Below are 24372 nucleotides of genomic sequence, written 5' to 3' on the forward strand. Positions count from 1 at the left end.
CTGCTCACGGATTGAATCGCCCCGGGATTCGCGGAGGCTGTTTGGTTTAAGTCAGGCCACCACCTCGGTGTTCTGACTGGCGAGTTGCCGGTAGTAGTTTGCCTCAGCCTCTGCTGGCGGTATGTACCCGATGGGTTCGAGCAGGCGATGGTGGTTGAACCAGGACACCCATTCAAGGGTCGCCAGCTCCACCGCCTCCTTGGTCTTCCATGGCGCTCGACGGTGAATCAACTCGGCCTTGTAGAGCCCGTTGATGGTCTCTGCCAAGGCGTTGTCGTAGCTGTCGCCCTTGCTGCCCACAGACGGCTCGATGCCGGCCTCAGCCAGCCGTTCGGAGTATCGGATGCTGACGTATTGAGAGCCCCTGTCGCTGTGGCATATCAGGCTTCCATCGCGCTCTGGCTGCCGGGCGTACAGGGCCTGCTCCAGCGCATCGAGCACGAAGTCCGTACGCATTGAACTGCTCACCCGCCAACCCACGATGCGTCGGGCAAACACGTCGATGACAAAGGCCACATAGAGCCAGCCCTGCCAGGTCGAGACATAGGTGAAGTCGCTGACCCAAAGCTGGTTGGGCCGCTCGGCCCGGAACTGCCGGTTCACGCGGTCCAGCGGGCAAGGTGCCTTGGCATCACTGATGGTGGTGCGCACGACCTTGCCACGCATCACACCGCGCAGCCCGAGCTTGCGCATCAAGCGCTCGACCGTGCAGCGAGCCACAGACACGCCTTCGCGGGCCAGTTGCCGCCACACCTTGTCGGCACCATAGACCTGCATGTTGGCCTGCCAGACACGTTCAATCTGTGGCATTAGCATCTCGTCGCGCTGCGCCCGGGCGCAGCGCTTGTGGGGCTCTCGCTGTTGCGCAGCGTGCCTTCGATATGCCGATGGGGCGACCTGCAAGACCTTGCAGAGCGGCTCGACCCCGAAGGCATCGCGATGCTTGTCGATGAAGTCCTTCAGGACTTGAGCCGGCGGTCGAGCTCCGCTTGGGCGAAAAACGCGCTGGCCAGCTTCAATATCTCATTGGCCCGGCGCAGCTCCTTGACCTCGCGCTCCAGCTCCTTCATCCGCTGAGCCTCGCTGGTCGTGACGCCCTCACGCACACCGGCATCGACCTCGGCGCGCTTGACCCATTCGTTCAAGGTCTGCGGCACGCAGCCAATCTTGGGCGCAATGGACTCAATGGCCGCCCACAGCGACGGGTACTCTCTACGGTGCTCTTGCACCATCCTCACTGCCCGCTCACGCACCTCGGGCGAAAACTTGTTCGACTTGCTCATGGCTCAATCCTCTCAGAGTGTTGAGCCTCCTCAAAACCCGGGGCGATTCAGATAGCTTGACGACGAGGTAGTTCGAAAGCGAACGACTCTTTTACCTAGTTGACAGAACATGTCTTTCTGGAACCCGAACGACTTAATTACCCAGCCGGTCGTGGTGCTTGAGCGAGAGTGTTGATTTTCCTCACTTTTTCAGCGAACGACTCTTTTACCCAAAACCACGATGGCCGACTGGTCGCCCACCACCAGCGCGGCGAGCACACCCGCGCTGCGGCTGTCCGCCACGCGCTCACCGATGCGCTCGCTCACCGCCTGGCGCAGCGTGTCCAGCGGGTGCCACCCGGTGTGGCCGAGGCGCTCGGGCACCGGGTCGCGCGGGCCGCTGCGCACATAGCCCGTGGCCTGGATGCCTTGTTCCCAGAGCCAGCGCTCCCGGTCAAACCCATGCGGGTTCGCGTTGCCGTGCGGGCTGCGCAGGCGCACCTGGAAACGCCAGCGGTCGCCCGCGCGCAGGCCGGGACTGGCGCTGGACCGCGTGGCGCTTTCGATAGGAGCGGCAAAACCGTTGGTCCAGCCCAGTTGCAGGCGCTCGGGAATGTGCACGGCCAGGCCGGCGTGCCGCGCCGACTCGACCACGAACTCGAACCGTTCGCCCTGCGCGCCGCGTTGCGGCAACGAAGCCACGCGGCCCGTCACCTCGATGTCCAGGCCCTGCAAGGCGGGGTCGAGCGCGCGAGAAGCGAAATGCGCCGCGCGCAGGCCGGTGAGCCCCACGCCGAGGCATGCACCCGCCAGCAACGCCAGCGCGAGCACCACGGAGGTCTTTCTGGCGCGCAGCAGAACCGCCCCGCCCACCACGCCCATGACACCGGCCAGGAGCAGCACCGCGTACCCCCGCACGGGCCAGAGCGCGGCCTGCTGCAACTGCAGGCCGACGCCGAGCACCCAGCCGGCGAGCAACACGAAGCCGCGATGGCCCATGGCGTCGGGCTTCACCGCAATTGCGCCCCATCCTCCGGCTTCAAGCGCCGGAAGCCCCGCACGCACAGCAGGGTGAACGCGCCGATGGCGAAGAACACCCACGTGAAGTCGCCCGCCTGCAACACCGCGTCGGGTCCGCCACGCCAGCGGCTGGCCAACGCCAGCAGGCTGGAGCCCACCACCACGCCGAACGTGACGGACAACTGCTGCACCATCGTGGCGGCCGTGGTGGCATGGCTGGCCTTGTCGCGCGCGATCTCGCTGTAGCCCAGCGTGTTGAGCGCGACCATCGCGCACGCGTTGAACAGGCCACCGAGCAACATCACACCGAACATCAGCGCGTGCGGCGTGGCGGCGGTGAACAGCCCATAGCCCGCGTAACACAGGCTGGCGCCCACGGTGCCCGCGATCAGCACCGCGCGAAAGCCGAAGCGGCGCAGCATCCACGACAAGGTCGTGCGGCTGGAGAGCGAACCAATGGCGCCTGCAAACGTCATGAAGCCCGATTGCAGCGGCGACAGGCCAAAGCCCACCTGCATCAGCAAGGGCAGCAAGAAGGGCGCGGCGCCAATGGCCACGCGCAGGGGAATCGCGCCCAGCGTGGCGGTGCGGTAGGTGAAATGGCGAAAGATCCGCAGATCGATCAAGGCGTGCTTCGACCGTGCGCTGTGCCGTGTGTAGAGCCACAACGCCAGCAGGCCGGTGCCGATCAACGCGGCCGTCATGCCCGGCGACACCAGGCTCTTGCCACCCAGCTCCAACCCGGCGATCAGCGTGAGCAGACCGACGGCCAGCAGCGCGAACCCGATCGCGTCCAGCGACGTTCGGGGGCCACGGTGCTCGGCCGGCGCATCGGCCGGGATCATGCGCCAGGCCAAGGCCATGCCCAGCAGGCCCAGAGGCAGCTGGACCACGAAGATCCAGCGCCAGGACACCAGGGTGACAACGCCGCCGCCGATCAGCGGGCCGGTCAAACGCGCCACCGTGCCCGGTACCGTGAACCACATCATGGCGCGGATCATGTCGGCGGGTTGCACATTGCGCAGCAGGATGAGGCGCGCCACCGGCACCATCATGGCGCCACCCACGCCTTGCAGCAGGCGGCTGGCCACCAGTTCGCGCAGGTTGTGCGACAGGCCGCACAGCAAGGAGCCCAGCGTGAAGAGCGCGATGGCGATGCAAAACAGGCGCTTGGCGCCCCAGCGTTCGGCCAGCCAACCGCTGACGGGCAGGAACAGCGCCAGGCTGAGGAGATAGGCCGTGATCGCCAGGTTCAGGTGCAGCACCGGAACGCCCAGCGCGGTGGACATGGACGGCAAGGCGGTGGCCAGGATGGTGGAGTCCATGTTCTGCAGAAACATGGGCCAGGCGACCACCAGAGGGAGCCAGCGGGACGCGCTCATGGGATGGCGCGGGATTCGGGGGGGTGGGTGGTCTGGGGCACGCGGTAGTTTAGGGGCGGGTGGGGGTGCTCCGCGCCCGCCCAATGGCTTGTTCACGCCTCAGCTTCCTACGCCCCGAATGGCTCTGCGGCTTGCATTAGCCGAGTGGCAATAGCTTCCTCAATCGCTCCCTCATGTCTCGGCATTCTTCCGTTGATGAGATGTTTCCGGTAGAAACTGGCCCCAAAAAAACTGCAGAGCGTTCAGCGCAGGGTCCTTTTCCAGTATGGGATACGGGTCTATGCGAGCGATTTCTGCGAGGAATTTTGCTATCGCGCCCAACTGTTCTCTGTTGTATGTATCGACGATGGGCTGGAGACGGTAGTTCATCTCACCTTTGGCCATCTTCAAGAGTGTGTTGACCAGTGAATCGCCGAGCAACGCCGATTGGTCAGAATCTCGGTTTTCGAGTGTTAGTCGGATGAGACCTGGAAGAAAGAACGAGAAAGCCTCGTCGGTTAGCAAGTGGTGACATGACGAATAGTCGTACGGAAATTCATCGAAGGCAGATTGCAGCAGATCAGCGTTCGACTTTCCTTCAAAAAATTGGGCCGTTCCATCACTCTCCCATTCATCACCTCGTCTTGCCGGATCCACCACGGGTTTATCAGCGGGGTAGGGGCGTTGGCCGAACAAGCTCAGATCGATAGATTCGCTCATGGCAATCGTGTCGGCTCAGCCATCGTTGTGATCGGTCTTTGGCAGATAGCTACCCCAGAATCGCTCTAGTGCAGGTGTGGCGTTGTCTTGATCCCCAGTAACTGCGTAGCGCTCCTCAGCCATGCAACGAAGAAATCGGCCAAAGAAACCCATTTGACTGTCTGTGTATTGCGTCATTGCCGCTCTTGTTCTCGGGTCGTCTTTGTTGAATGACATGGACCAAAGGCTCAGTACAAGGCTATCAGCCAACTGATCCACGAACGGCCGCTCGTACTTCGTTAGCGCGACATCCACGAGCGCCGGCAAAAAAATACAAACGCGCCCGGCAGCAGAAAGTTGTGACCGCTCCACCAGCCCCGCCCATATTCGCTGGAAAGGGAGTCGTAAGTGACCTTGTCCAAGGAGCGCAGCCGGTAGTAATGCTGAGCATCGTGTCTGTCGGTATCTCGATGCATCTTGTCGCCCAGCAACTGAGGGTCGACAACATCACCACGGTAGACCTCGTTTGAGAAAATTTCCAAGCTCATCGCGAACGTCCGAGGGTGTTTCGCCGACGAAGGGATTTTTGAACTGATGCCAGAACAGGTTTAGAGCCATTGCTGCATCGTTGTCACTGCCAAGCGCATGGTAGTAGCGGTCATTGACCTCTTGTAGGTAGGTGGCAATGAATGAAAGCTGCGCACTGGTAAACGTTCTCAAGATGGGCAGCAATCGGCTGTCCAGCTCTCCGCGAGCCATCTCCAGAAAATCACTGATCACAGTGACGGTCAGTGTGGGCGTCTCGCCCTGCTCATAGTCCTCAAGAGCAATCTTCATGAATGCAGGAAGAAAGAACAGGTAGGCATCTTCGTTCAAAAGGCATGGAGCAATGGACCAATCCTTTCTGTACTCTTCTGAGAGTGACTGGTAGTTGACGTCTTTAGAGTGTCTGCCTCGAAAGAAGCGCTCCGCCTCATCGCCCTCCCAGCTGTCACCGATTCTTGACTCCTGTGCGGCCGGTTTGTCCTGGGGATATCGGCCTCGATGGAAGATTTCGAAGTTCATGGAATTCTCGACAAAATTGATTCACAGTTGGCAACGGATTTCCAGGCTTTCACGGCCTCGTTGCGATGGTTCATGTCGCCTCCAGCAAAGCATTTTTTATTTATTTTGTCGCGCGCGACACCGCAGGCTCTGCCATTTTTTATTCTGTCCAATAGATCATTCTTGGTCATGCCGACGCGGCAAGCACGAGGTGACTCCTTGCATTGCTGATCTACCTCGTTCTGAAGTTGATCATGATCGCCGGGAGTGCAGTTCCCCGACTTTGTAAGAGTGCACGCCACAGGGCTAACCAACAATCCTGCTTGATCGTATGCAGGAGCAGCAGGTGTCGAAGAAGACTGCATTTGCCCAGACAGCAAGACCCCGATCTGCGTGAGCCATCCAACGGTAGCCACTGACGGTACGGAAGCAGCAGCGCCGCCTTTGCACGCGGCCCCGCAGCTTAGGGCGCCAACGCCTTGAGCGGCCGCCACATTCTTCTTCTGCGCCTCAGCCACCGCCATGATCCCCAGCACGATGCCAGCCGGCACCAGCACCACCACCGGATTGGCCCGGGCTTGCGGGACCAGCATCTGCGAGATGCGGTCTCCGCGATCCCCCAGCCATTGCGCCACCCGGTGCATGAGCCGTTGAGGATCCAGCCCCTCGGCGTCATTGCTCGCGATCTGCTCAACCAGGCCGGAACTGTCTCGAATCTCGATGAGCTTCTGTGCGGCGTTGTAGGAGTAGCGCACCCAGCGCCCATCGCTGAAGCGGATCTCATGGATGAGATTGCGCGCGTCGTAGGTGTAGTCCACGTTCCCGCGAGGCGTGTAGGCAGCCGTCATCTGGCCACGGCTGTTGGCCACGAAACTGGCCACGGCACCATTGCTGGCGCTGATGCGCGTGAGACGCCCCTGTGCATCGTGGGTCAGCGCGGCACTTTGGTTGCCCGCTGTGACGTCGGTGATGCTGGCCAGATCACCCCTGGCGTTGTAGTCCAGTGTCCAGCGCTGCGTCTCCACACCGTCAGCCAACTCGACGATGGCGGTGTTGAGTCCACTGTCGTTGTAGGCATAGCCTGTGGCCAGAACAGCGCTGCCGATGGTGGCGTTGAACGCGGCCGCGCCGGTGGCATCGGAGGTCTGCGCCGTGCTGTGGCCCACGATGCCGTAAGGACCGTAGGCGTAGGAGGTGATGCGTTCGGGTTCGGCGATCTGGATGGGCAGGTTCCAGCTCGGATGCCACTGGGTCGAGGTGACGGACGTCGCGTGTGCGAGGCTCGGGCGCGTGGTGGCGTTGGCCAGGGTGGCGGGGAAACTGGCGCGTTCGATCTCCTGGCCGCGCTCGTTGTAGCGGTAGAAGGTGATGGAGCCTTCGTGCTGGCGTTCGCGCAGCTTTCTTCCCGCGTCGTCGTACGCAATCTCCTGTGCCGTGCCACCGCACAGCGCACAGGGCGCGCTCGCACCCGCAGGGCGCAGCATGCGGCCCTGCTGTGTGAAGCGGTGGGTGCGGGTGGTGGGCACACCCGAGCCCGAGCCGAAGTCGGTGATGGTGGTGTTTGGTGCGCCACTGGCATCGGTGCCGTAGCCGAACTGCACACGGTCCACGCCGTTGGCACGCTGGGTTTCGGCCACGCGGCCTTGCGCGTCGTAGCGGTACGTGCCGATGCGTTGCCCCGTCTCGTCGGTGATGCCGGTGAGCGCGTGCGGGTGGCGCGGATCTTCGTAGTGGTAGCGCTTCGTGTGGCCGTCGGGCCAGGTCACGGACAGCAGCTTGCCCTGCGGGTCGTGACCAAAACGGGTGATCTCCCCGCCCGGGGCAGTGAGGCTGGCGAGGTGGCCGTAGGCGTCGAAGCTCAGGGCGAGCTGTCGACCGAAGGCGTTGGAGACCGTTTGCAGGAAGCCCGCGCCGTCGTACGTCAGCGAGGTCGTCCAACCGTTGCGAGCCGTGATCTGGAGCAGCTTTCCACTGTGGTCGTAGGTTTCCTTCTGATGGGTCTGGTGGCGAAGCAATACCCAGCGCACGGCGGCCGGCTCGCTGGAGGGGACTCGGGTCAAGGTGTCGCCCGACTCCTTCGATGCCCAGTTCTGCGCGGTGTTGCTGGGAGCGAAGTGCAGTACGCTGCCGTCGGCCGCCAGCGCCTGCACGTCATTGACCCAGGGGTCGATGTGCAGACGGCCCGAATAGCTGTGCAGCCAGGTGCCACCGCGCAAGATCGAACGGCCCGAATACCGGGAGCGGTAGTTCAGCTCAAACGCCAACGGCGCAGAGAAGCTGGCGGCGTAGATCGGTTCGTTGTGGGTCTTGGTACCCGTGCCGGGCAAGGTGGGGTTGCCCACCGAGCAGGAGGTCTCTTCGGCCTGGTATTGACAGCTGCGCTCCTTGAACCAGCCCACGTCCTGCTGTGCGATCAGGCCCCTATTGCCGTTGCTGCACACGAAGCTGCCCTTGCGTTCGCAGATCAAACCATTGGCCGACAGGGTGCCGACGTAGTCCACCACGCAGGGGTAGCCCTCGTTCACCTTGCCTTGGTACAGCTCGGCCGATGCGGCGCAGGCCTCTGCCTTGGAGCTGTACCAGTCGGTGTAAGAGGTGTTGAAAGATAGGGTCTGGTACTCCAGGCACTGGGCGTAAACCCCACTCCCTGTCGCCAGACCCGTGCCAAGCGCGATGCACCACAAAATGCATGTGCGCACCCCTCCCCAACGCTTCATATCTGTTCCCCCCTGTTGGGTCCACGTCGGACTCAATGGGGCGGGAATGTAGCGTGAAAGTGCTTGCGGGCGCAGCCAGTCTCGTGGCGGGTTGACAGTGTCGCGAATGCTTTTCGAGAGGACTTCAGCGTGTGTGTGTCAGCCGCGCTCTGCGGCAGCCATGCGTTGCCGCAAGGCGTTCGACATCCGCCGCGCGGCCTTCTCACCGGTCATCTCGACATGCAGCAGCGGCACCGGCCAGGCTTCAGCGGCGCACGAAAAAGCCCGGCAGTGCCGGGCTCTTCAAGGTGCAGGATCGCGAAGCGTCAGACCCCGATCACGCCCCCGTCGGTGCGCGTGATCACGATCGTGGCCGAACGTGGGCGGCCCAGCGGGCCATACGCCGCGCTGGTGGAATTGCCCGGCCACTGGCTCTGGAACACGAACGGACCGGCACCCAGCGCGGGCGTGTTCTCCCCCGGGTGTTGGATGTTCACGAAGATCGCGCGGCCGTCGGCCGACTCGGTGATGCCTGTGACTTCCGCGCCTCGCGGCGACACCATGAAGCGACGCAACCGGGCTTCGCCCAGCGCCGCACCGATGAAGGTGTCCTGCGTGCCGCTCGCGCCTCCCAGGCTGTTGTTCACGGTGATCGGCCCGCCGTCGCCCACCGCGCCGGGAATGGCGGCCAGCAACATGCAATTGCTCTGGTCGGTATAGGCCCCATCGTCGGTCTGGATCCAGCAGATGCCCGTGGCCTTGCTGAACCACAGGCCATCGGGCGAGGAAAAGTCGTTCTTCGCGGTCAGGCCCGAGAGGTTGATGTCGGCGCCGGCGTCTTCCTCTGCACCGAAGAGGAAGATGTCCCAGGTGAAGCTGGTCGCGGTCGACACACCGGCCGTTTCCTTGAAGCGGATGATGTGGCCGTTGGGGTTGCCGCTCTGGTTGCGGCCATCGTTGTCGGCGTACGAACGCGGGTTGGCCGCGTCGGTGCCGGCCACCGGGCGGCTGGCGGCGTTGCTGTTGGTCATGGTGAAGTAGACCTCGCCATTGGCCGGGTTCACCGCGCCCCACTCCGGGCGGTCCATCTTGGTGCCGCCCACGGCGTCAGCGGCGTGGCGGGCGTTGACCAGCACGTCGGCCTGGTTGGCGAAGACATAGGTGGCGTAGCCGCTGATGAGCGGGTTGGCGATGTTCAGCTCGATCCACTCGCCATCACCGGTGTCGTTGAACTTCGCCACGTACAGCTTGCCTTCGTCGAGGTACTTGTTGCCGGCGGCCATGCCACCGCCCACGTCGGAGGCGTCCCACACCGCGGCGGAGACGAACTTGTAGATGTACTCGTTGCGCGAGTCGCAGCCCATGTAGAAGGCCAGCGGCTGGCCTGCCACCGGCAGCGCACACACCGCGGCTTCGTGCGCGAAGCGGCCCAGCGCCACGCGCTTGGTGGGCGTGCCGCTGACCACGGGGTCGATCTCGACGATGTAGCCGAAGGTGTTGGGCTCGTTGCGAAAGTCCTGCGCGGCGGTGGCCCCCGGTGCCGATACGTCCCAGCGGCCGAAGCGGTCGTCGGTCGCGGCGGTGGCGGTGTGGGACCAGCCCTGCGAGCCAGCCGTGGCACCCGCATGGGGCGCGCGCATCACGCCATAACGCTGGCGCGAGGCCTTGGTCTTCGCATCCACGTCGACCGAACCACCGGGCATGAAGAAATAGGCAGCCCAGTTTTCTTCGCACGCGAGGTAGGTGCCCCAGGGCGTTTTGCCATGGCCGCAGTTGTTGAGCGTGCCGCGCGAGGTGGCGCCGCTGGTGTCGTGTGCCGTCACCATGAAGCTGTGGATGTCGCCGAGGTGGGCGGCCGGGCCGGCGATGCGCATGGGCGACTGGCCGGTGACGCGGCGGTTGTAGATGGAGTCGAGCTTGTACTCCCATTGGCCCGCGCCGTTCTTGCCGACCTCGGCCACCGACACGCCGTGGTGGTTGATTTCCTTGAGCACTTCGAGTTCGGGGCGCAGCCCCAAGTCCCAGCTGTCGAACTGGCTGAATTTCTTGCCCGAGACGCCGCCCGAGGTCTGTCCATTGGCGTGGAAGAAATGCGCGTCGGCCGAACTCTCGTGGTTCATCACCAGCAAGGCCCGAGGGGTTTCGGTCGGCGAGTAGTTGCCAGCGCCGTCGACGTAGAACAGGTCCATGCCGTCGTGGTGATCGCCCACGCGCATGGTCCATTCGTCGGCCTCGGCGCCGGTGTTGCTGTAGGCCGCAATGCTGGAGACGAGGCGGTCGCCGGTGGCATGCACCACGCGGTAGGTGTAGCCGGCGGGCAGGACCACGTCGTCCAGCAGGCTCTTGTCGATGGCGGCGAAGCCCAGCGCCTTCTCGGCCGGTGTGCCCGGCACGGGTGGGGGCGTTGCGTTGCTGCCACCACCGCCACCGCATGCCGCCAGGAACGGAATGGAGGACAGCGCGGCAAGACCGACGCCACCGCGGATCAGGTTGCGGCGCGAGAGCCTGGCGCGGTCGAGCACCTCGTTGAAATGTTCGTTGGCGGAGTCGTTGAGGTTTTCTTCGGGATCGTGGTGAGACATGGTGGCTCCGGGAAGTTGAACAAAAAGCCTGCGCAGTCTCTCGTGGGCAGATGACCTGCGCGTGACCTGCGCAATGGCCGAGCAACGCGCTTCGGTACACGCGTTTTCATCAAAGGGTCATGCCGTGCCCGCGGTCTGCAGGAACAGCGTCTCCACCTGCTGCGCGACCTGCTGCCAGTCGAGTTGGGCCACCTGCGTGCGCGCCAGCAGGCTGGCTTGCCCGATGCGTTCGGAGTCCTGCGCCAGGCTGGCGGCGATGGCGGGATAGGCGTCGTCCTCGCCCAACGGCACCAGCCAGCCGTTCGCGCCGTGGCGCACCCAATCGGCTGCCGCGGCGGTGTCGAAGGCCAGCACCGGCAGGCCGCTGGCCAGCGCCTCGACGGTCACGTTGCCGAAGGTCTCGGTGAGGCTGGGGAACAGGAACAGGTCCGCCGATGCGTAGTGCTCGGCCAGCGCTTCCTGCCGTTGCGTGCCGGCGAACACCGCCGACGGACAACGCTGGCGCAGGCTCTCGCGCAGGGGGCCATCGCCGACGAAGACCAGCTTCACGTCGGGGTGGACCGCGCGCATGGCCTCGAAGGCGCGCAGCACCATGTCCAGGTTCTTCTCGGGCGCCAGGCGGCCGACCGCCAGCAGCACCAGGCTGTTGGGCGAAGCGCCCCACTGCGCGCGCAGATCGGCGCTGCGCCGCTCGGGCCGGAACAGCTGCGTGTCCACGCCGCGGGCGACCACGTGCACATCGCGAAAACCGCCGGCCAGCAACTCGGCGCGCAAGGCTTGTGTGGGCACCATGGTAAGCCGCGTGAGGTTGTGGAACTTGCGCAGGTAGGCCACGATGGGTTTGCGCAACCAGCCCAGGCCGTAGTGTTGGCTGTAGGCGTGGAAGTTGGTGCGAAAGTCGGACGTGACCGGCAGGCGCAAGCGGCGCGCGGCCTGCAGTGCGGACCAGCCCAGCGGGCCTTCGGTGGCAATGTGCACCAGGTCCGGCCGCTTGAGCGTCCAGGCCTGCACCAGCGCGCGCTTGCCCGGCAGACCGAGCTTGAGTTCGGGGTAGCGCGGGATCGGCATGCCGCGCATGAGCATTTCTTCAAAGCCGCTGTCGCGGCTGGCCTGGTCGGCCTGCGTCTGGCGCGGCCGGATCAACTGCACCTGGTGGTTGCGCGCGCACAGGCCCTGCACCAGGCGCGACAGCGTGAGCGACACGCCATTGATTTCAGGTGGCCAGGTCTCGGTCACCACCGACAGGCGCAGCGACGGCCGGTTGGCGGGAAACTCCTCCAGCACGATCTGGTCCGATTGCAGGATTGTCATGCGGCCATCTTCAGCAGCCATTGCAACAGCCAGATGACAGCGCGCACCTGTCACCGGGTTTTCACACACCCCCACCAACATGACACGCGTTTGATGCGCCCCCTTCCCCCCACCGGAGCACCCCTTGAACGCATTCTTCAAAGCCCTTGCCGTCCAGCGCTGGGACGACCACCGCTACTACCACCACAGCCGCATCAACCAGACGTTGCACCTGATCAGCGCGCTGAGCTTCGTGACCGCCTACGCGCTGCTGTGGACCGACCCGGTGCTGGCCGCGCTGGTGGCCTGGCTGATCTCGATGACCAGCCGACAGGCCGGTCATTTCTTCTTCGAGCCCAAGGGCTACGACCACGTGAACCAGGCCACGCACGAACACAAGGAAGACATCAAGGTCGGCTACAACCTGCGCCGCAAGGTGGTGCTGATGGCCCTGTGGGCCGGCACGCCGCTGCTGGTGTGGGCGCAACCCGGGGTGTTCGGCCTGTTCGAGGCACACACCACCGGCACCGAATTCATCCGCCAGGTCGGCACGCTGTGGCTGGGGCTGGGCGTGGGTGGCTTGCTGTTTCGCACCGTGCACCTGTTCTTCATTGCCGACGTGCGCACCGGCCTGGTGTGGATGACCAAGATCCTCACCGACCCGTTCCACGACATCATGCTGTACCACAAGGCCCCGTTCTACCTGCTGCGGGGCCAGCTGATCGACCCCGGTGTCGCTCAGCGCAGCTGAGCCAGCATCTCCCGCAGCAACTGCCGCCGGATCGCCTTGCGCGTGAGTTGCGGCGAGGCCCACCACCAGCCCTGCGCCTGCATGTCCTTCGCGGCGGCCACGCAACGGCGCAACACCTCTTCGAACTCGTCGTCGTGCAGGTTCAGGCCGAAGATCAGCCGACCGGTGCCCACCCAGCTCAGCGCCAGGCCGTGCCAGCGCAGAAAGAATTGGTACATCCAGTGATAGCGACCGGGCTGCGTGTAGTTCAGCGTCCAGATGCTTTGCAGATTCGCCGCGCGCACCGGGAATCCGTGTTCGGACATCGCGTCGTTGAAGCGCTGCGCGCGGGCATTCCAGACCGCGTCCTGGTCCACGTACAGCGCCTGCAGGGACGGCGTCTCCCACTGGCGCAAGAACGCGTTCATGCCGCCCATCACGTAGGGGTGCGCATTGAAGGTGCCGCGCGCGAAGCACACGTCGGCCGGGCGCTCGGGGCGAAAGCGTTGCATCAGGTCGGCGCGGCCGCAGACCACGCCCACGGGAAAACCACCGGCCAGGGTCTTTCCGTAGGTGACGAGGTCGGCGCGCACGCCGAAGTATTCCTGCGCCCCGCCCGGAGCCAGACGGAAGCCGAGAAACACCTCGTCGAAGATCAGCACGATGCCGCGCTCGGTGCACACCTGGCGCAGCTGTCGCAACCACGCGGTGTAGGCCGCGCGGTCGTAGCCCGCAACGCGGCTGCCGTCGACCAGGGTGGAGTCGCCCGGCGCATTGCGGTTGGGATGAAGGGCCTGCAGCGGATTCACCAGCACGCATGCGATGTCGCGCCGCGTGCGCAGCACGGCCAGGCTCTTCTCGTCCATGTCCTTGAGCGTGTAGGTCTCGCGCGGTGGCAGCGGGTTGCCCGGGCCGGGCTGCACGTCTTCCCACCAGCCGTGGTACGCGCCACAGAAGCGCACCAGGTGTTTGCGCCGCGTGTGGTAGCGCGCCAGGCGCACGGCCTGCATCACCGCTTCGGTGCCCGACATGTGGAAGGACACCTGGTCCTGGCCCGAGATCGCTTTCAGGCGCGCGATGTTGTCGGCCACGCAAGGGTGGTAGGCACCGAGCACCGGCCCCAGCGACGCGCCGATCTGCGCGCCCTCGGTCATGCAAGCCTTGTAGAAGTCCGCGCCGAACACGTTCACACCGTAGGACCCGGTGAGATCGATGAAGGTGTTGCCGTCCAGGTCGGTCACGGTGTTGCCCTGTGCGGATTGCACGAAGGCCCCGACCGGGAGGTGCTCGCGCAGATACGGGCTGAACGGGAACGGCACGCGGTAGCGGCCGGTGAACTGCAAGTCCGCCAGCCCCTTGCGGGCTTCGGCGGTCAGTGCCAGGCTCTTCGCGTAGCGCTGGGCAAAGCCGGACGCCAGCATCTCCAGCGAGTGCCGGCGCCGCAAAGCCACGTCGACTGGCGCACCGTCGGCATCGAAGAAGCGGTCATCGGCGTAGGCATAACCCGGCAGCCAGGTGGCCAGGCGCTTGGCCATGCGCGAATGGCCGGCCAGCGACCGGTGCTTGGCGCGCGAGAGCTGCAGCCGCTGCCGCAGGTACGGCAGGGCCAGCACCAGCGAGCCCAGTGGCAAGGCATAGGAAAGGTAGGACATGTGGCAAGCGCTCCAGAGCGGTTGGTGTGTGTCGTTTGTAGGTCGCTCACATGACGCTCACATGAACATTGCAAGACAACTGCGGCGCATCGCGCTCAACGAAGACATCAACTTCCTGCTCACCAACCGCGTGCCGCGCGCGGCGCTCACGCGCTTCATGGGCTGGTTCAGCCGCATCAGGCATCCGTGGGTGCGGGGAGCGTCGATGGCGGTATGGCGCACCTTCACCGACCTGGACTTGAGCGAAGCCAGAAAGACCTCCTTCGAGAGCCTGCACGACTGCTTCGTGCGCGAACTCAAGCCCGGCATGCGCCCGATCGACCCACGTGCGGACGTGCTGGTCAGCCCCTGCGATGCGATCGTGGGCGCGTGCGGCCGCATCGGCGACGACCCGCTCGCGCAGGTGTTCCAGGCCAAGGGTTTTCCGTATCCGCTGGCCGACCTTCTGGACCACGACACGCGCGGACGCGCACTGCTCGGCACCTTGCGTGGCGGCCACTACGCCACCCTGCGACTGACCTCCAGCATGTACCACCGTTTTCACGCGCCCGGCGCCCTCACGCTGGAGCACGTGACCTACATCAGCGGCGACACCTGGAACGTGAACCCGATCGCCTTGAAGCGCATCGAGAAGCTGTTCTGCAAGAACGAGCGCGCGGTGCTGCACCTGCGACTGGCCGATGGCACGCCCTTGCTGCTCGTGCCGGTGGCTGCCATCCTGGTGGCAAGCATGCGGCTCAAGGCCGTGCCCGATGTGGCTTTGAATTTGCAGTACCGTGGCCCCAATCAAATCCCTTGCCAGGCTGCGTACCAGAAGGGCGAGGAAATGGGCTGGTTCGAACACGGCTCCACCATCCTCGTGTTCACACCGCCGGGCTTTGCCCTGTGTGACGGCATCGTGACAGGTCACCGCATTCGCATGGGCGAGGCCTTGATGTCACGCAGCGCGTAACTGTCATGAAAATTTCACGCGGCTTGCACATGATCCGCTGCATCCGTCACCAACGCCCCACGAAGGCAGCAGCAGCATGTCCAACCAGCCCTACTTCAACAACGAAGATTCCAACACCAGCGCCAACACCCACTTTGACAGCGTGCTCAGCGCGCGCCTGAGCCGGCGCAACCTGTTGCGCGGCTCGGCCTCGGTCGCCGGTGTGGGCGCACTCGGCAGCGCCGCCGCCCTGGGCGGTTGTGCCACGTTCTCGCCGGTGTCGCCGGTCAATACCCTGGGCTTCGCACCCGTGGCCAAGACCATGGCCGACCAGGTCAGCGTACCCGCCGGCTACACCGCGCGCGTGATCTGCGCCCTGGGCGATCCGTTGAACGCCGCCACGCCGGCCTACAAGAACGACGGCACCGACACCGACTTCGGCAACCGCGCTGGCGACCACCACGACGGCATCGAATGGTTCGGGCTGGACGCGTCGGGCCAAGCCTCCGACACCTTCTCCTCGCGCGGCCTGCTGGCCATGAACCACGAGGCCACCACCGACGAGAAGCTCAGCTCCTTCTTCATCCACGCCAACGGCGGCACTTCCACGCTGCCACGCCCCGCGGCCGAGATCGACAAGGAACTGATGATCCACGGCATCGCCGTCGTCGAAGTGCAGACCGATGGCAAGGCCTGGGCCGCCAAGCCGGGCTCGGCCTTCAACCGCCGTGTGACCACGATGACGCCGACGGTCATCCACGGCCCGGCGCGTGGCAGCGAACACCTGGTGACGAAGTACAGTGCCGACGGCACGCAGGCGCGCGGCACGCTCAACAACTGCGGCACCGGCCGCACGCCCTGGGGCACCTTCATCTCAGGCGAAGAGAACTGGTTCGGCTATTTCTTCCGCGATGCCAAGGACGACGACGCGCGCAAGAAGGACAAACAGGTGCAGGCCCTCAACCGCTACGGCCGCAAGGCCGGCGCGGCCAGCCGCCACGGCTGGGAGAGCGGCGGCGCGAGCGACACCTACGCGCGCTGGAACAACAGCGCCATCGGCGCCAGCGCGAAGGACGACTTCCGCAACGAGATGAACACCTTCGGCTATATCGTGGAGATCGATCCCTACGACAAGAGCCAGGCCTTGCGCAAGCGCTCGGCGCTCGGCCGCCTGGGACACGAGAACGCCACCTTCGCGCGCGTGTCCGCCGGTCAGCCGGTGGTGGCCTACATGGGCGACGATTCGCGGGGCGAATACATCTACAAGTTCGTCTCCGACGCGAAATGGGACACGGCCGACGCCAAGCCGGGCAACCGCCTGGCCGCGGGCGACAAGTACCTCGACAAGGGCACGCTGTACGTGGCGCGGTTCAAGGACGATGGCAGCGGCGAATGGATCAAGCTGTCGATGGACAACCCTGTGATCGCCAACAGCTCGTACTTCGAGTTCAAGAACGATGCCGACATCGCCATCTTCACGCGCCTGGCCGCCGACGCGGTGGGCGCGACCAAGATGGACCGCCCCGAATGGGCCGGTGTGAACCCGAAGAACGGCGAGGTCTACATCACGCTGACCAACAACAGCAACCGCACGCCCGCCAGCGCCGATGCGGCCAATCCGCGTTCGTACACGGATCTCAAAGCCGGCAAGGAACAGAAGGGCAACGTGAACGGCCACATCGTGCGCCTGGCCGAGAAGAACCCGGCCGATGCCGCCTTTCAGTGGGACATCTACCTGTTCGGCGCGCAAGCCGACGCCGACAGGTCGACCATCAACCTCTCCAACCTGAGCGACGAGAACGACCTCTCCTCCCCCGATGGCCTGGTGTTCAGCAAGGCCACTGGCGTGTGCTGGATCCAGACCGACGACGGCGCCTACACCGACACCACCAACTGCATGCTGCTCGCCGCGCTGCCCGGGCAGCGCGGCGACGGCGGCAGCAAGGCCTTGAAGCACGGCGAGCGCACGGTGACGACCCACGTGGGCAAACCACAGACGCCGGCCACGCTCAAGCGCTTCCTGGTCGGCCCGAAGGGCGCGGAAATCACCGGCATCACCGAAACGCCGGACGGCCGCGCGATCTTCGTGAACATCCAGCACGCCGGTGAGAACACCAAGATGGCCGACGTGAACGACCCGTCGAAGTTCGAGAGCCAGTGGCCATCGAACGCGGGTTACGGCGCGGGCCGGCGGCCACGTTCGGCCACCATCGTGATCACCAAGAACGACGGTGGTGTCATTGGGAGCTAACCCCCTGCGTCGCCTTCGGCGCCTCCCCCCTTGAAAGGGGGGCGACACCTGGGGCCGGCGGAGCCGGACCCTCGGTGTCTCTGGAAGGGCTGCCTCACTCGGTACCGATCACGCTTCGAGGGTGCTCCGCACTCAAGTGATCGGTGTTAGTTTGGCCACGCTGAGCGCCAGCCACTTGGTGCCGTGGCGCGTGAAGCTGACCTGCGCGCGCGCATCGTCGCCCGCGCCTTCCACCGCCAGCACCTTGCCCTCGCCGAACTTGTTGTGAAACACGGCAAGACCTGCGCGGATCTCGGTGCCGCGGTCGGGGTCGGGCGCCTTTTGGCCCAGGCCCTTGGGGTCGCCCTGCTCCTTGAAGCCGGGTGACCACGACGGCTGCAGCGCGGCCGGTGCGCCGTATGCACGCCGCCCGTTCTGCCACTGGCCACCACCGCCACCGCCCATGGGCGCGGACCAGGCCGGCTGCGGTGGCGTGAGCCACTTCAGGCAGGCCTCGGGCAGCTCGTCGAAGAAGCGGCTCTTGAGGTTGTAGCGCGTCTGGCCGTGCAGCATGCGCGTCTGCGAATGGCTCAGGTAGAGCCGCTTGCGCGCACGCGTGATCGCCACATACATCAGACGCCGCTCTTCCTCCAGGCTTTCGCGATCGTTCATCGAGTTCTCGTGCGGGAACAGGCCCTCTTCCATGCCGGTGATGAACACGCAATCGAATTCCAGGCCTTTGGCGGCGTGCACAGTCATGAGCTGCACGGCGTCCTGACCGGCTTGCGCCTGGTTGTCACCGGACTCGAGCGCGGCGTGGGTGAGGAACGCGGCGAGCGGACTCATGGTTTCGCCGGTTTCGGCATCGGGCGCGAGCGGTTCGTCCACCACCGGCAGGTTCGGGTCCAGCCCCTGGCTGGCCGGACTCTGCGTCAACGGCTGGCCCTTCGCGTCCACGGTGCGCGCCACCGCGTCGCGGCCAAAACCCTCGATGCCGACAAAGCTCTTGGCCGCGCTCACCAGTTCTTCCAGGTTTTCCACGCGGTCCTGCCCTTCGCGCTCTGCCCGGAAGTGCTCCAGCAACCCGCTGTGCTCGATCACCAGCTCGATGATCTCGCTCAGCGTCATGCCGTCGGAGCGTTCGCGCAGCACATCGAGCTTGGCCACGAAACCACCAATGGCCACACCCGCGCGGCCGGTGACCGCGCTCACCGCGTCGTGCAGCGAACAGCCCGAGGCGCGCGCCACGTCCTGCAACTGTTCGATGCTGCGCGCGCCAATGCCGCGCGGCGGAAAGTTCACCACGCGCAGAAAACTGGTGTCGTCGTGCGGGTTCTCCAGCAGGCGCAGGTAAGCCAGCGCGTGCTTGATTTCGGCGCGCTCGAAGAAGCGCAGGCCGCCGTACACGCGGTACGGCAGGCCGGCGTTGAACAAGGCCGTTTCCACCACACGGCTTTGCGCGTTGCTGCGGTAGAGCACGGCCATTTCGCTGCGCGGCACGTCTTCGCGCGCGAGCTGCTTCATCTCGTCGACCATCCACTGCGCTTCGGCGAAATCGCTGGTGGCTTCAAACACGCGCACCGGTTCACCCGCGCCCGCGTCGGTGCGCAGGTTCTTGCCCAGGCGCTTCGTGTTGTGGCTGATGAGCTCGTTGGCCGAGTCCAGGATGTTGCTCGCGCTGCGGTAGTTCTGCTCCAGCTTGATCTGGTGGCGCACGTGGAACTCGCGCACGAAGTCGGCCATGTTGCCCACACGCGCACCGCGAAAGGCGTAGATGCTCTGGTCGTCATCGCCCACTGCGAACACCGCGTTGCCCGACGACGGCAGGCCTTCGAGCGGTGGCGCACTGAACATCTTGATCCACGCGTACTGCAGGCGGTTGGTGTCCTGGAACTCGTCGATCAGGATGTGCCGGAAGCGCCGCTGGTAGTGCTCGCGCACCGGGTCGTTGTCGCGCAGCACCTCAAAACTGCGCAGCATGAGCTCACCGAAGTCGACCACGCCTTCGCGCTGGCACTGCTCTTCGTAGAGCCCGTACAGCTCGATCTTCTTGCGGGTTTCCTCATCGCGCGCTACCACGTCGCGCGGGCGCTGCCCGTCTTCCTTGCAGCCGCTGATGAAGTACTGCAGTTGCTTGGGCGGAAAGCGCTCGTCGTCGACGTTGAACTGTTTGCACAGCCGCTTGATGGCGGAGAGCTGGTCCTGCGTGTCCAGGATCTGGAAGGTGGCCGGCAGATTCGCCAGCTTGTGGTGCGCGCGCAAAAAGCGGTTGCACAAGCCGTGGAAGGTGCCGATCCACATGCCGCGAACGTTGATCGGCAACATCGCGGAGAGCCGCGTCATCATTTCCTTGGCGGCCTTGTTGGTGAAGGTCACGGCCAGGATGCCGCCGGGCGACACCTGCCCGGTCTGCAGCAGCCAGGCGATGCGCGTGGTGAGCACCCGCGTCTTGCCCGAACCGGCGCCGGCCAGAATGAGCGCGTGCTCGGGCGGCAGCGCCACGGCGGCGCCCTGTTCGGCATTGAGGCCCGCGAGCAGCGGGGACGGGGCAACGGGATCTTCAAACAGCATGGCGTCGATTGTAGAAAGCACGAGCGCGCGGTATGCGGATAGCCATATAGCGCTCATATGACAAGGCATACCCCATGGGCCAGGGGGGCATTGCGGGTGCGTCTAGAATCGGGCACCGGGCCCAAGCTTCTTGCGCCCGGTTTTTTTTGGCATGCTGCATGTGCCACCAAGACCGGCCAGACCAAGCGCTCACCTGTTCAACAACAGCTTTCTGGAGCTTGGTTTCTCATGGAAATTTTTGACTACGACAACATCCTGCTGCTGCCGCGCAAGTGCCGCGTGGAGAGCCGTTCGGAGTGCGACGCGAGCGTGGAGCTCGGTGGCCGCCAGTTCCGCCTGCCGGTGGTACCGGCCAACATGAAGACGGTGGTGGACGTGCCGATCTGCACGCAATTGGCCAAGGACGGGTATTTCTACGTCATGCACCGCTTCGACCTGGACAACGTGCAGTTCGTGCGCGACATGCACGCGGCTGGCGTGTTCGCCTCCATCTCGCTGGGCGTGAAGGCGCCCGACTACGCCACGGTGGACCAACTGGTGGCCGAAGGCCTGGTGCCCCAGTACATCACGATCGACATTGCGCACGGCCATGCGGACAGCGTGAAGAACATGATCGGCTACCTCAAGCAGAAGCTGCCCGCATCGTTCGTGATCGCGGGCAACGTGGCCACGCCGGAAGCGGTGATCGATCTGGAAAACTGGGGCGCGGACGCCACCAAGGTGGGCGTGGGCCCGGGCAAGGTCTGCATCACCAAGCTCAAGACCGGCTTTGGCACCGGCGGCTGGCAGCTCTCGGCGCTCAAGTGGTGCGCGCGCGTGGCGACCAAGCCCATCATTGCCGACGGCGGCATTCGCAGCCACGGCGACATCGCCAAGAGCATCCGTTTCGGCGCATCGATGGTGATGATCGGTTCGCTGTTCGCCGGCCACGAGGAGTCGCCGGGCCTGACCGTTGAAGAGAACGGCCAGCGCTTCAAGGAGTACTACGGCTCGGCCAGCGACTTCAACAAGGGCGAGTACAAGCACGTCGAAGGCAAGCGCATCCTGGAGCCGATCAAGGGCTCGCTGGCGCACACGCTGATCGAAATGGAGCAGGACGTGCAAAGCTCGATCAGCTATGCGGGCGGCACGAAGCTGATGGACATCCGCAAGGTGAACTACGTGATCCTGGGCGGGGACAACGCGGGAGAGCATCTGCTGATGTGAGGTTTTGGGGCCGCAACGCTGTGGTCTTTTTTGGCGCGGCGTTTCTTGTCTTGCCCGCACCTCGCGAGCGCGTGAGCGATGGGCGCTCTGCTCCGCGGGTGTCCCCCGCCGCCGGGAGGGCGGCTCCTCCTTCACCCCGCTGCGCAGAACGCCCATCGCTCACGCGCAGAAGGACCGCAGGCGTGCCTACGGACCGAGTGCCCACGAGGTCATCGGTGGCCATGGGGTGTGGCGCAGCGGGGCAAAGGAGGAGCACGGGGCGAAGCCCCGGGCGGGGGACACCCGCGGAGCCGCGCCCCGTGGCCGCCGATGACCGGAGCCTCCGGCCACAAAGCAAGCTCAGTCCAACAACAAGGACAACACCATCCGGTGCAAAGGCTGCGAAGGGTCCGCCAACGCATTGACGATGCTGAAGTGGTGCAAGCCCGGCAAGGCTTCGCTCACCGGCACCGCCCGCGTTCCCCAGGCCTGCTGGATCAGGCGGTTCTGGCGCAGGAACTCGCTGCTCTCCAACGCGCCCACCACCGCCGACAAGCGCCCCCGATCGCGCTCGCGCTGCGGCGGCGCGGGCAACCACGCCGGGCTGGCCATCTTCACCTGCTCATCGGTCAGATGCAGCGCAGCCTGCAACGAAGGTGTGTGCTGGATCGGCTCCAGATCGAACAACCCGGACATCGCCAGCGCATTTTTCACCAGGGAGGCCGGCAGATCGTCGCCCACCTGGGTCCAGTCGCACGCCGCCATCATGGCCGTGAGGTGGCCTCCCGCCGAATGCCCCACCACCGTGATGCGATCCCGATCGCCCCCGTGCGCACCGATGTGCCGGTACACCCAGGCCAGCGCCTTCACCATCTGCAAGGTGATCTCCGGCACCGTCACCGCCGGACACAACGCGTAGTTCGGCACCACCACGCACGCGCCCTGCTGCACGAACGGCGGAGCGACGAACGAATGGTCCGCCTTGTCCAGGCTGCGCCACCAACCGCCATGGATGAACACCAGCACCGGCGCAGGCGGTGAACCCGGCTTGCGCGGCGCGGGGAACACGTCCAGCGTCTCACCCGCGCCGTGGCCGTAGCGCACATCGATCAACACGGGGCCTTGGGCACGCGCCTGGGCCGAGTCATGGGCCCAGCGCTCAAAAATCGCAGCAGACTCTGGCACCCGGGCGCGGTTGTTGTGCTCGCGCTCCAGCCAGGCGGGATCAAAACGGGGAGTGTTTTTCATGGTGCACGCATTGTGTCATGGGCTCTTTTTGACCTACATTGCCCAGCAGCCACGCACGGCGCGGCGCTCGCCACCGACCCACCCGGCCTTTCATGAACACCACCTCCTCGCCACCACCCAACGCTCCCCTTTCCTCGACCCGCGTCGCCGTGCTCGGCATCGGCATGATGGGTTTTCCCACCGCGCGCCGCCTGCGCGAAGCGGGCCTGCAGGTCAGCGCCTGGAACCGTTCGCGCAGCAAGGCCGAACGCCTGCTGCCCATGGGCGCGACCGTGGCCGACAGTCCCGCGCAAGCGGTGGCCGAGGCCGACGTGGTGATCCTGCTGCTGGAGGATGGTGGCGTGGTGGAAGACGTGCTGTTCCGACAAGGCGCGGCGCAAGCCATGCGCGCGGGCACGCTGGTGTTGGACATGTCGTCGATCCAGCCGCGCCAGTCGCGCGACCACGCCACGCGCCTGTCCGCCTTGGGCATGCACCACCTGGACGCGCCGGTCTCGGGCGGCCCCATGGGCGCAGAGCAAGGCACGCTGGCCATCATGGTCGGTGGCAAACCGGCACCCTTCGAGCGCGTGCGCCCCCTGCTGGAGCTGCTCGGCAAGCCCGTGCACGTGGGCTCGCATGGCGCGGGACAACTCGCCAAGCTGGCCAACCAGATGATCGTGGGCATCACCATCGGTGCCGTCGCCGAGGCCTTGCTGCTGTGCGAAAAGGGCGGCGCCGACATGGGCAAGGTCAAGCAGGCCATCACCGGCGGCTTCGCCGACAGCCGCATCCTGCAGGTGCACGGCCAACGCATGATCGAGCGCGACTTCACCAAGCACGGCGCGGTGGCCGTGCAACTCAAGGACATGCGCAACGCCCTGACCACGGCACAAGAGGTGGGGTTCGATGCGCCGATCACGCAACTGTTCGAGCAGCTGTACGCGCAGGCCGTCGACCACGGGCTGGCCGACCTGGATCACTCGGCGCTGTTCGTCGAACTGGCCAGCCGCAATGGCATGACCTGAGGCTGGCTTCATTGCCGGTCAAGCTCGGACCCTATGTCACAAAGCCCCGCACATCCCCTCGTCCTGAGCCTGGCGCAATGGGCCGGCACCCACGCGCTGGCGCTGTTCATTGCGTCCATGCTCGGCTGGCTGCTGCTCACCTGGTGGTTCTGGCGCAGCGTGGGCAGCTACGCGCGCCCTCGCAACACGCTCCATGCGTTTTCCTGGATGGCCTTGCTGGTGCGTATGGCCATCGCTTTTGCGCTGATCGTCGCCGGGGCCGCGCTGTTCACCGAGATCGCCGAGGCCTTGCACGGCGAACAGGCGCTGGGCGCCATGGACGACGCCTTCACCACCGCGCTCGCGCAGAGCGTGCCCGCTGCCGCGCTGCAGGTGTTCGCGGCCGTCACGCGCCTGGGCGATCCCGCCACCCTGACGGTGCTGTGCGCCGTGATGGCCATCGGCCTGCTCTGGCGCGGCCACCGCTGGCTCGCGGGGGCGTGGGTGGCCTCGGTGGCCGGCATGGGGCTGCTCAACGCCTCGCTCAAGCTGGTGTTTTCCCGCGTGCGCCCCGTGCACGACGATGGCCTGGTGCAGGCCACGGGATTCAGTTTTCCCAGTGGCCACAGTTCGGTGTCGGTGGTGGCCTACGGCATGCTGGCCTATTTGGCCCTGCGCCTGCTGCCCAGGGCGTACCACCTGCCGGTGGCACTGGCGATGACCTTGCTGGCGGGCACCATCGGCGCGAGCCGCCTGTTTCTTCGCGTGCATTTCGCCAGCGATGTGGCGGCCGGTTTCTCCATCGGCGTGGTGTGGCTGGCGTGTTGCGTGGCCTGCATCGAACTGGCCCGCCACTGGAGCTGGTGGCGGGCCTCCAAGGGCTGA

18 protein-coding genes and 1 other annotated feature are annotated in these 24372 nt (G+C 65.3%); of the genes, 6 read left to right on the forward strand and 12 right to left on the reverse strand.

The window, feature by feature from the left end; genetic code table 11:
• Positions 1-51 precede the first annotated feature (51 nt).
• The 9 genes from F9K07_RS21250 to F9K07_RS21290 form a co-directional block, all read right to left on the reverse strand.
• A protein-coding gene (locus F9K07_RS21250) for an IS3 family transposase (RefSeq protein ID WP_442907340.1) occupies positions 52-1283 on the reverse strand; the annotation gives its coding sequence in 2 pieces (ribosomal slippage) (positions 52-992 and positions 992-1283; 1233 coding nt in all).
• Positions 889-1005, reverse strand: a sequence feature (AL1L pseudoknot). (Overlaps the previous gene by 117 nt.)
• 189 nt (positions 1284-1472) lie before the next feature.
• Positions 1473-2276 (reverse strand): ComEC/Rec2 family competence protein, encoded by an 804-nt coding sequence (locus F9K07_RS21255; RefSeq protein WP_159595311.1) that lies wholly within the window; start codon positions 2274-2276, stop codon positions 1473-1475.
• Positions 2273-3664, reverse strand: coding sequence for an MFS transporter (locus tag F9K07_RS21260; RefSeq protein WP_159595312.1), 1392 nt, complete (start codon positions 3662-3664; stop codon positions 2273-2275). The genes F9K07_RS21255 and F9K07_RS21260 overlap by 4 nt, the downstream gene beginning before the upstream one ends.
• A gap of 171 nt (positions 3665-3835) precedes the next feature.
• Positions 3836-4363 (reverse strand): DUF6714 family protein, encoded by a 528-nt coding sequence (locus tag F9K07_RS21265; protein ID WP_159595313.1) that lies wholly within the window; start codon positions 4361-4363, stop codon positions 3836-3838.
• 278 nt (positions 4364-4641) lie between these two features.
• Positions 4642-4890, reverse strand: coding sequence for a hypothetical protein (locus tag F9K07_RS21270; protein ID WP_159595314.1), 249 nt, complete (start codon positions 4888-4890; stop codon positions 4642-4644).
• Positions 4850-5407, reverse strand: coding sequence for a DUF6714 family protein (locus tag F9K07_RS21275; protein WP_159595315.1), 558 nt, complete (start codon positions 5405-5407; stop codon positions 4850-4852). Before F9K07_RS21275 ends, F9K07_RS21270 begins: the two co-directional genes overlap by 41 nt.
• Positions 5404-8103, reverse strand: a complete 2700-nt coding sequence (locus F9K07_RS21280) for a hypothetical protein (protein WP_159595316.1) — start codon at positions 8101-8103, stop codon at positions 5404-5406. Before F9K07_RS21280 ends, F9K07_RS21275 begins: the two co-directional genes overlap by 4 nt.
• A gap of 305 nt (positions 8104-8408) precedes the next feature.
• Entirely contained in the window at positions 8409-10664 is a 2256-nt protein-coding gene (locus F9K07_RS21285; protein ID WP_159595317.1) for a PhoX family protein, read from the reverse strand.
• A 117-nt stretch (positions 10665-10781) separates the two neighbouring features.
• Positions 10782-11975 (reverse strand): glycosyltransferase family 4 protein, encoded by a 1194-nt coding sequence (locus tag F9K07_RS21290; protein ID WP_159595318.1) that lies wholly within the window; start codon positions 11973-11975, stop codon positions 10782-10784.
• A 124-nt stretch (positions 11976-12099) separates the two neighbouring features.
• Here F9K07_RS21290 and F9K07_RS21295 point away from each other — a divergent pair, with 124 nt between their 5' ends.
• Complete coding sequence (locus F9K07_RS21295; protein ID WP_159595319.1) at positions 12100-12705, forward strand: hypothetical protein; 606 nt, start codon at positions 12100-12102, stop codon at positions 12703-12705.
• Here F9K07_RS21295 and F9K07_RS21300 read toward each other — a convergent pair.
• Entirely contained in the window at positions 12693-14336 is a 1644-nt protein-coding gene (locus F9K07_RS21300; protein ID WP_159595320.1) for an aminotransferase class III-fold pyridoxal phosphate-dependent enzyme, read from the reverse strand. The two genes, F9K07_RS21295 and F9K07_RS21300, sit on opposite strands and share 13 nt — an antisense overlap.
• A 61-nt stretch (positions 14337-14397) precedes the next feature.
• Between F9K07_RS21300 and asd the strand changes: the two genes are divergently transcribed.
• A complete protein-coding gene (gene asd, locus F9K07_RS21305) occupies positions 14398-15288 on the forward strand; it encodes an archaetidylserine decarboxylase (RefSeq protein ID WP_159595321.1) in 891 nt (296 codons plus the stop codon).
• A gap of 76 nt (positions 15289-15364) precedes the next feature.
• Positions 15365-17518, forward strand: a complete 2154-nt coding sequence (locus F9K07_RS21310; protein ID WP_159595322.1) for a PhoX family protein — start codon at positions 15365-15367, stop codon at positions 17516-17518.
• A 132-nt stretch (positions 17519-17650) separates the two neighbouring features.
• On the opposite strand, the gene F9K07_RS21315 is transcribed toward F9K07_RS21310, so the two are convergent.
• On the reverse strand, positions 17651-20068 hold the full coding sequence (locus F9K07_RS21315) for a UvrD-helicase domain-containing protein (protein ID WP_159595323.1): 2418 nt from the start codon (positions 20066-20068) through the stop codon (positions 17651-17653).
• A 228-nt stretch (positions 20069-20296) separates the two neighbouring features.
• Between F9K07_RS21315 and F9K07_RS21320 the strand changes: the two genes are divergently transcribed.
• On the forward strand, positions 20297-21274 hold the full coding sequence (locus F9K07_RS21320) for a GMP reductase (RefSeq protein WP_159595324.1): 978 nt from the start codon (positions 20297-20299) through the stop codon (positions 21272-21274).
• Between the two features lie 339 nt (positions 21275-21613).
• Here F9K07_RS21320 and F9K07_RS21325 read toward each other — a convergent pair whose 3' ends face one another.
• Positions 21614-22501: an alpha/beta hydrolase gene (locus F9K07_RS21325; protein ID WP_159595325.1), complete on the reverse strand. Its 888-nt coding sequence runs from the start codon at positions 22499-22501 to the stop codon at positions 21614-21616.
• Positions 22502-22593: 92 nt separating this feature from the next.
• On the opposite strand from F9K07_RS21325, the gene F9K07_RS21330 reads away from it, so the two are divergent.
• Both F9K07_RS21330 and F9K07_RS21335 read left to right on the forward strand, forming a co-directional pair.
• On the forward strand, positions 22594-23508 hold the full coding sequence (locus tag F9K07_RS21330) for an NAD(P)-dependent oxidoreductase (protein ID WP_159595326.1): 915 nt from the start codon (positions 22594-22596) through the stop codon (positions 23506-23508).
• A 33-nt stretch (positions 23509-23541) separates the two neighbouring features.
• Positions 23542-24372 (forward strand): phosphatase PAP2 family protein, encoded by an 831-nt coding sequence (locus tag F9K07_RS21335; RefSeq protein WP_159595327.1) that lies wholly within the window; start codon positions 23542-23544, stop codon positions 24370-24372.

It is taken from the genome of Hydrogenophaga sp. BPS33 (assembly GCF_009859475.1).
In the GTDB taxonomy this organism is placed as follows: Bacteria; Pseudomonadota; Gammaproteobacteria; order Burkholderiales; family Burkholderiaceae_C; genus Hydrogenophaga.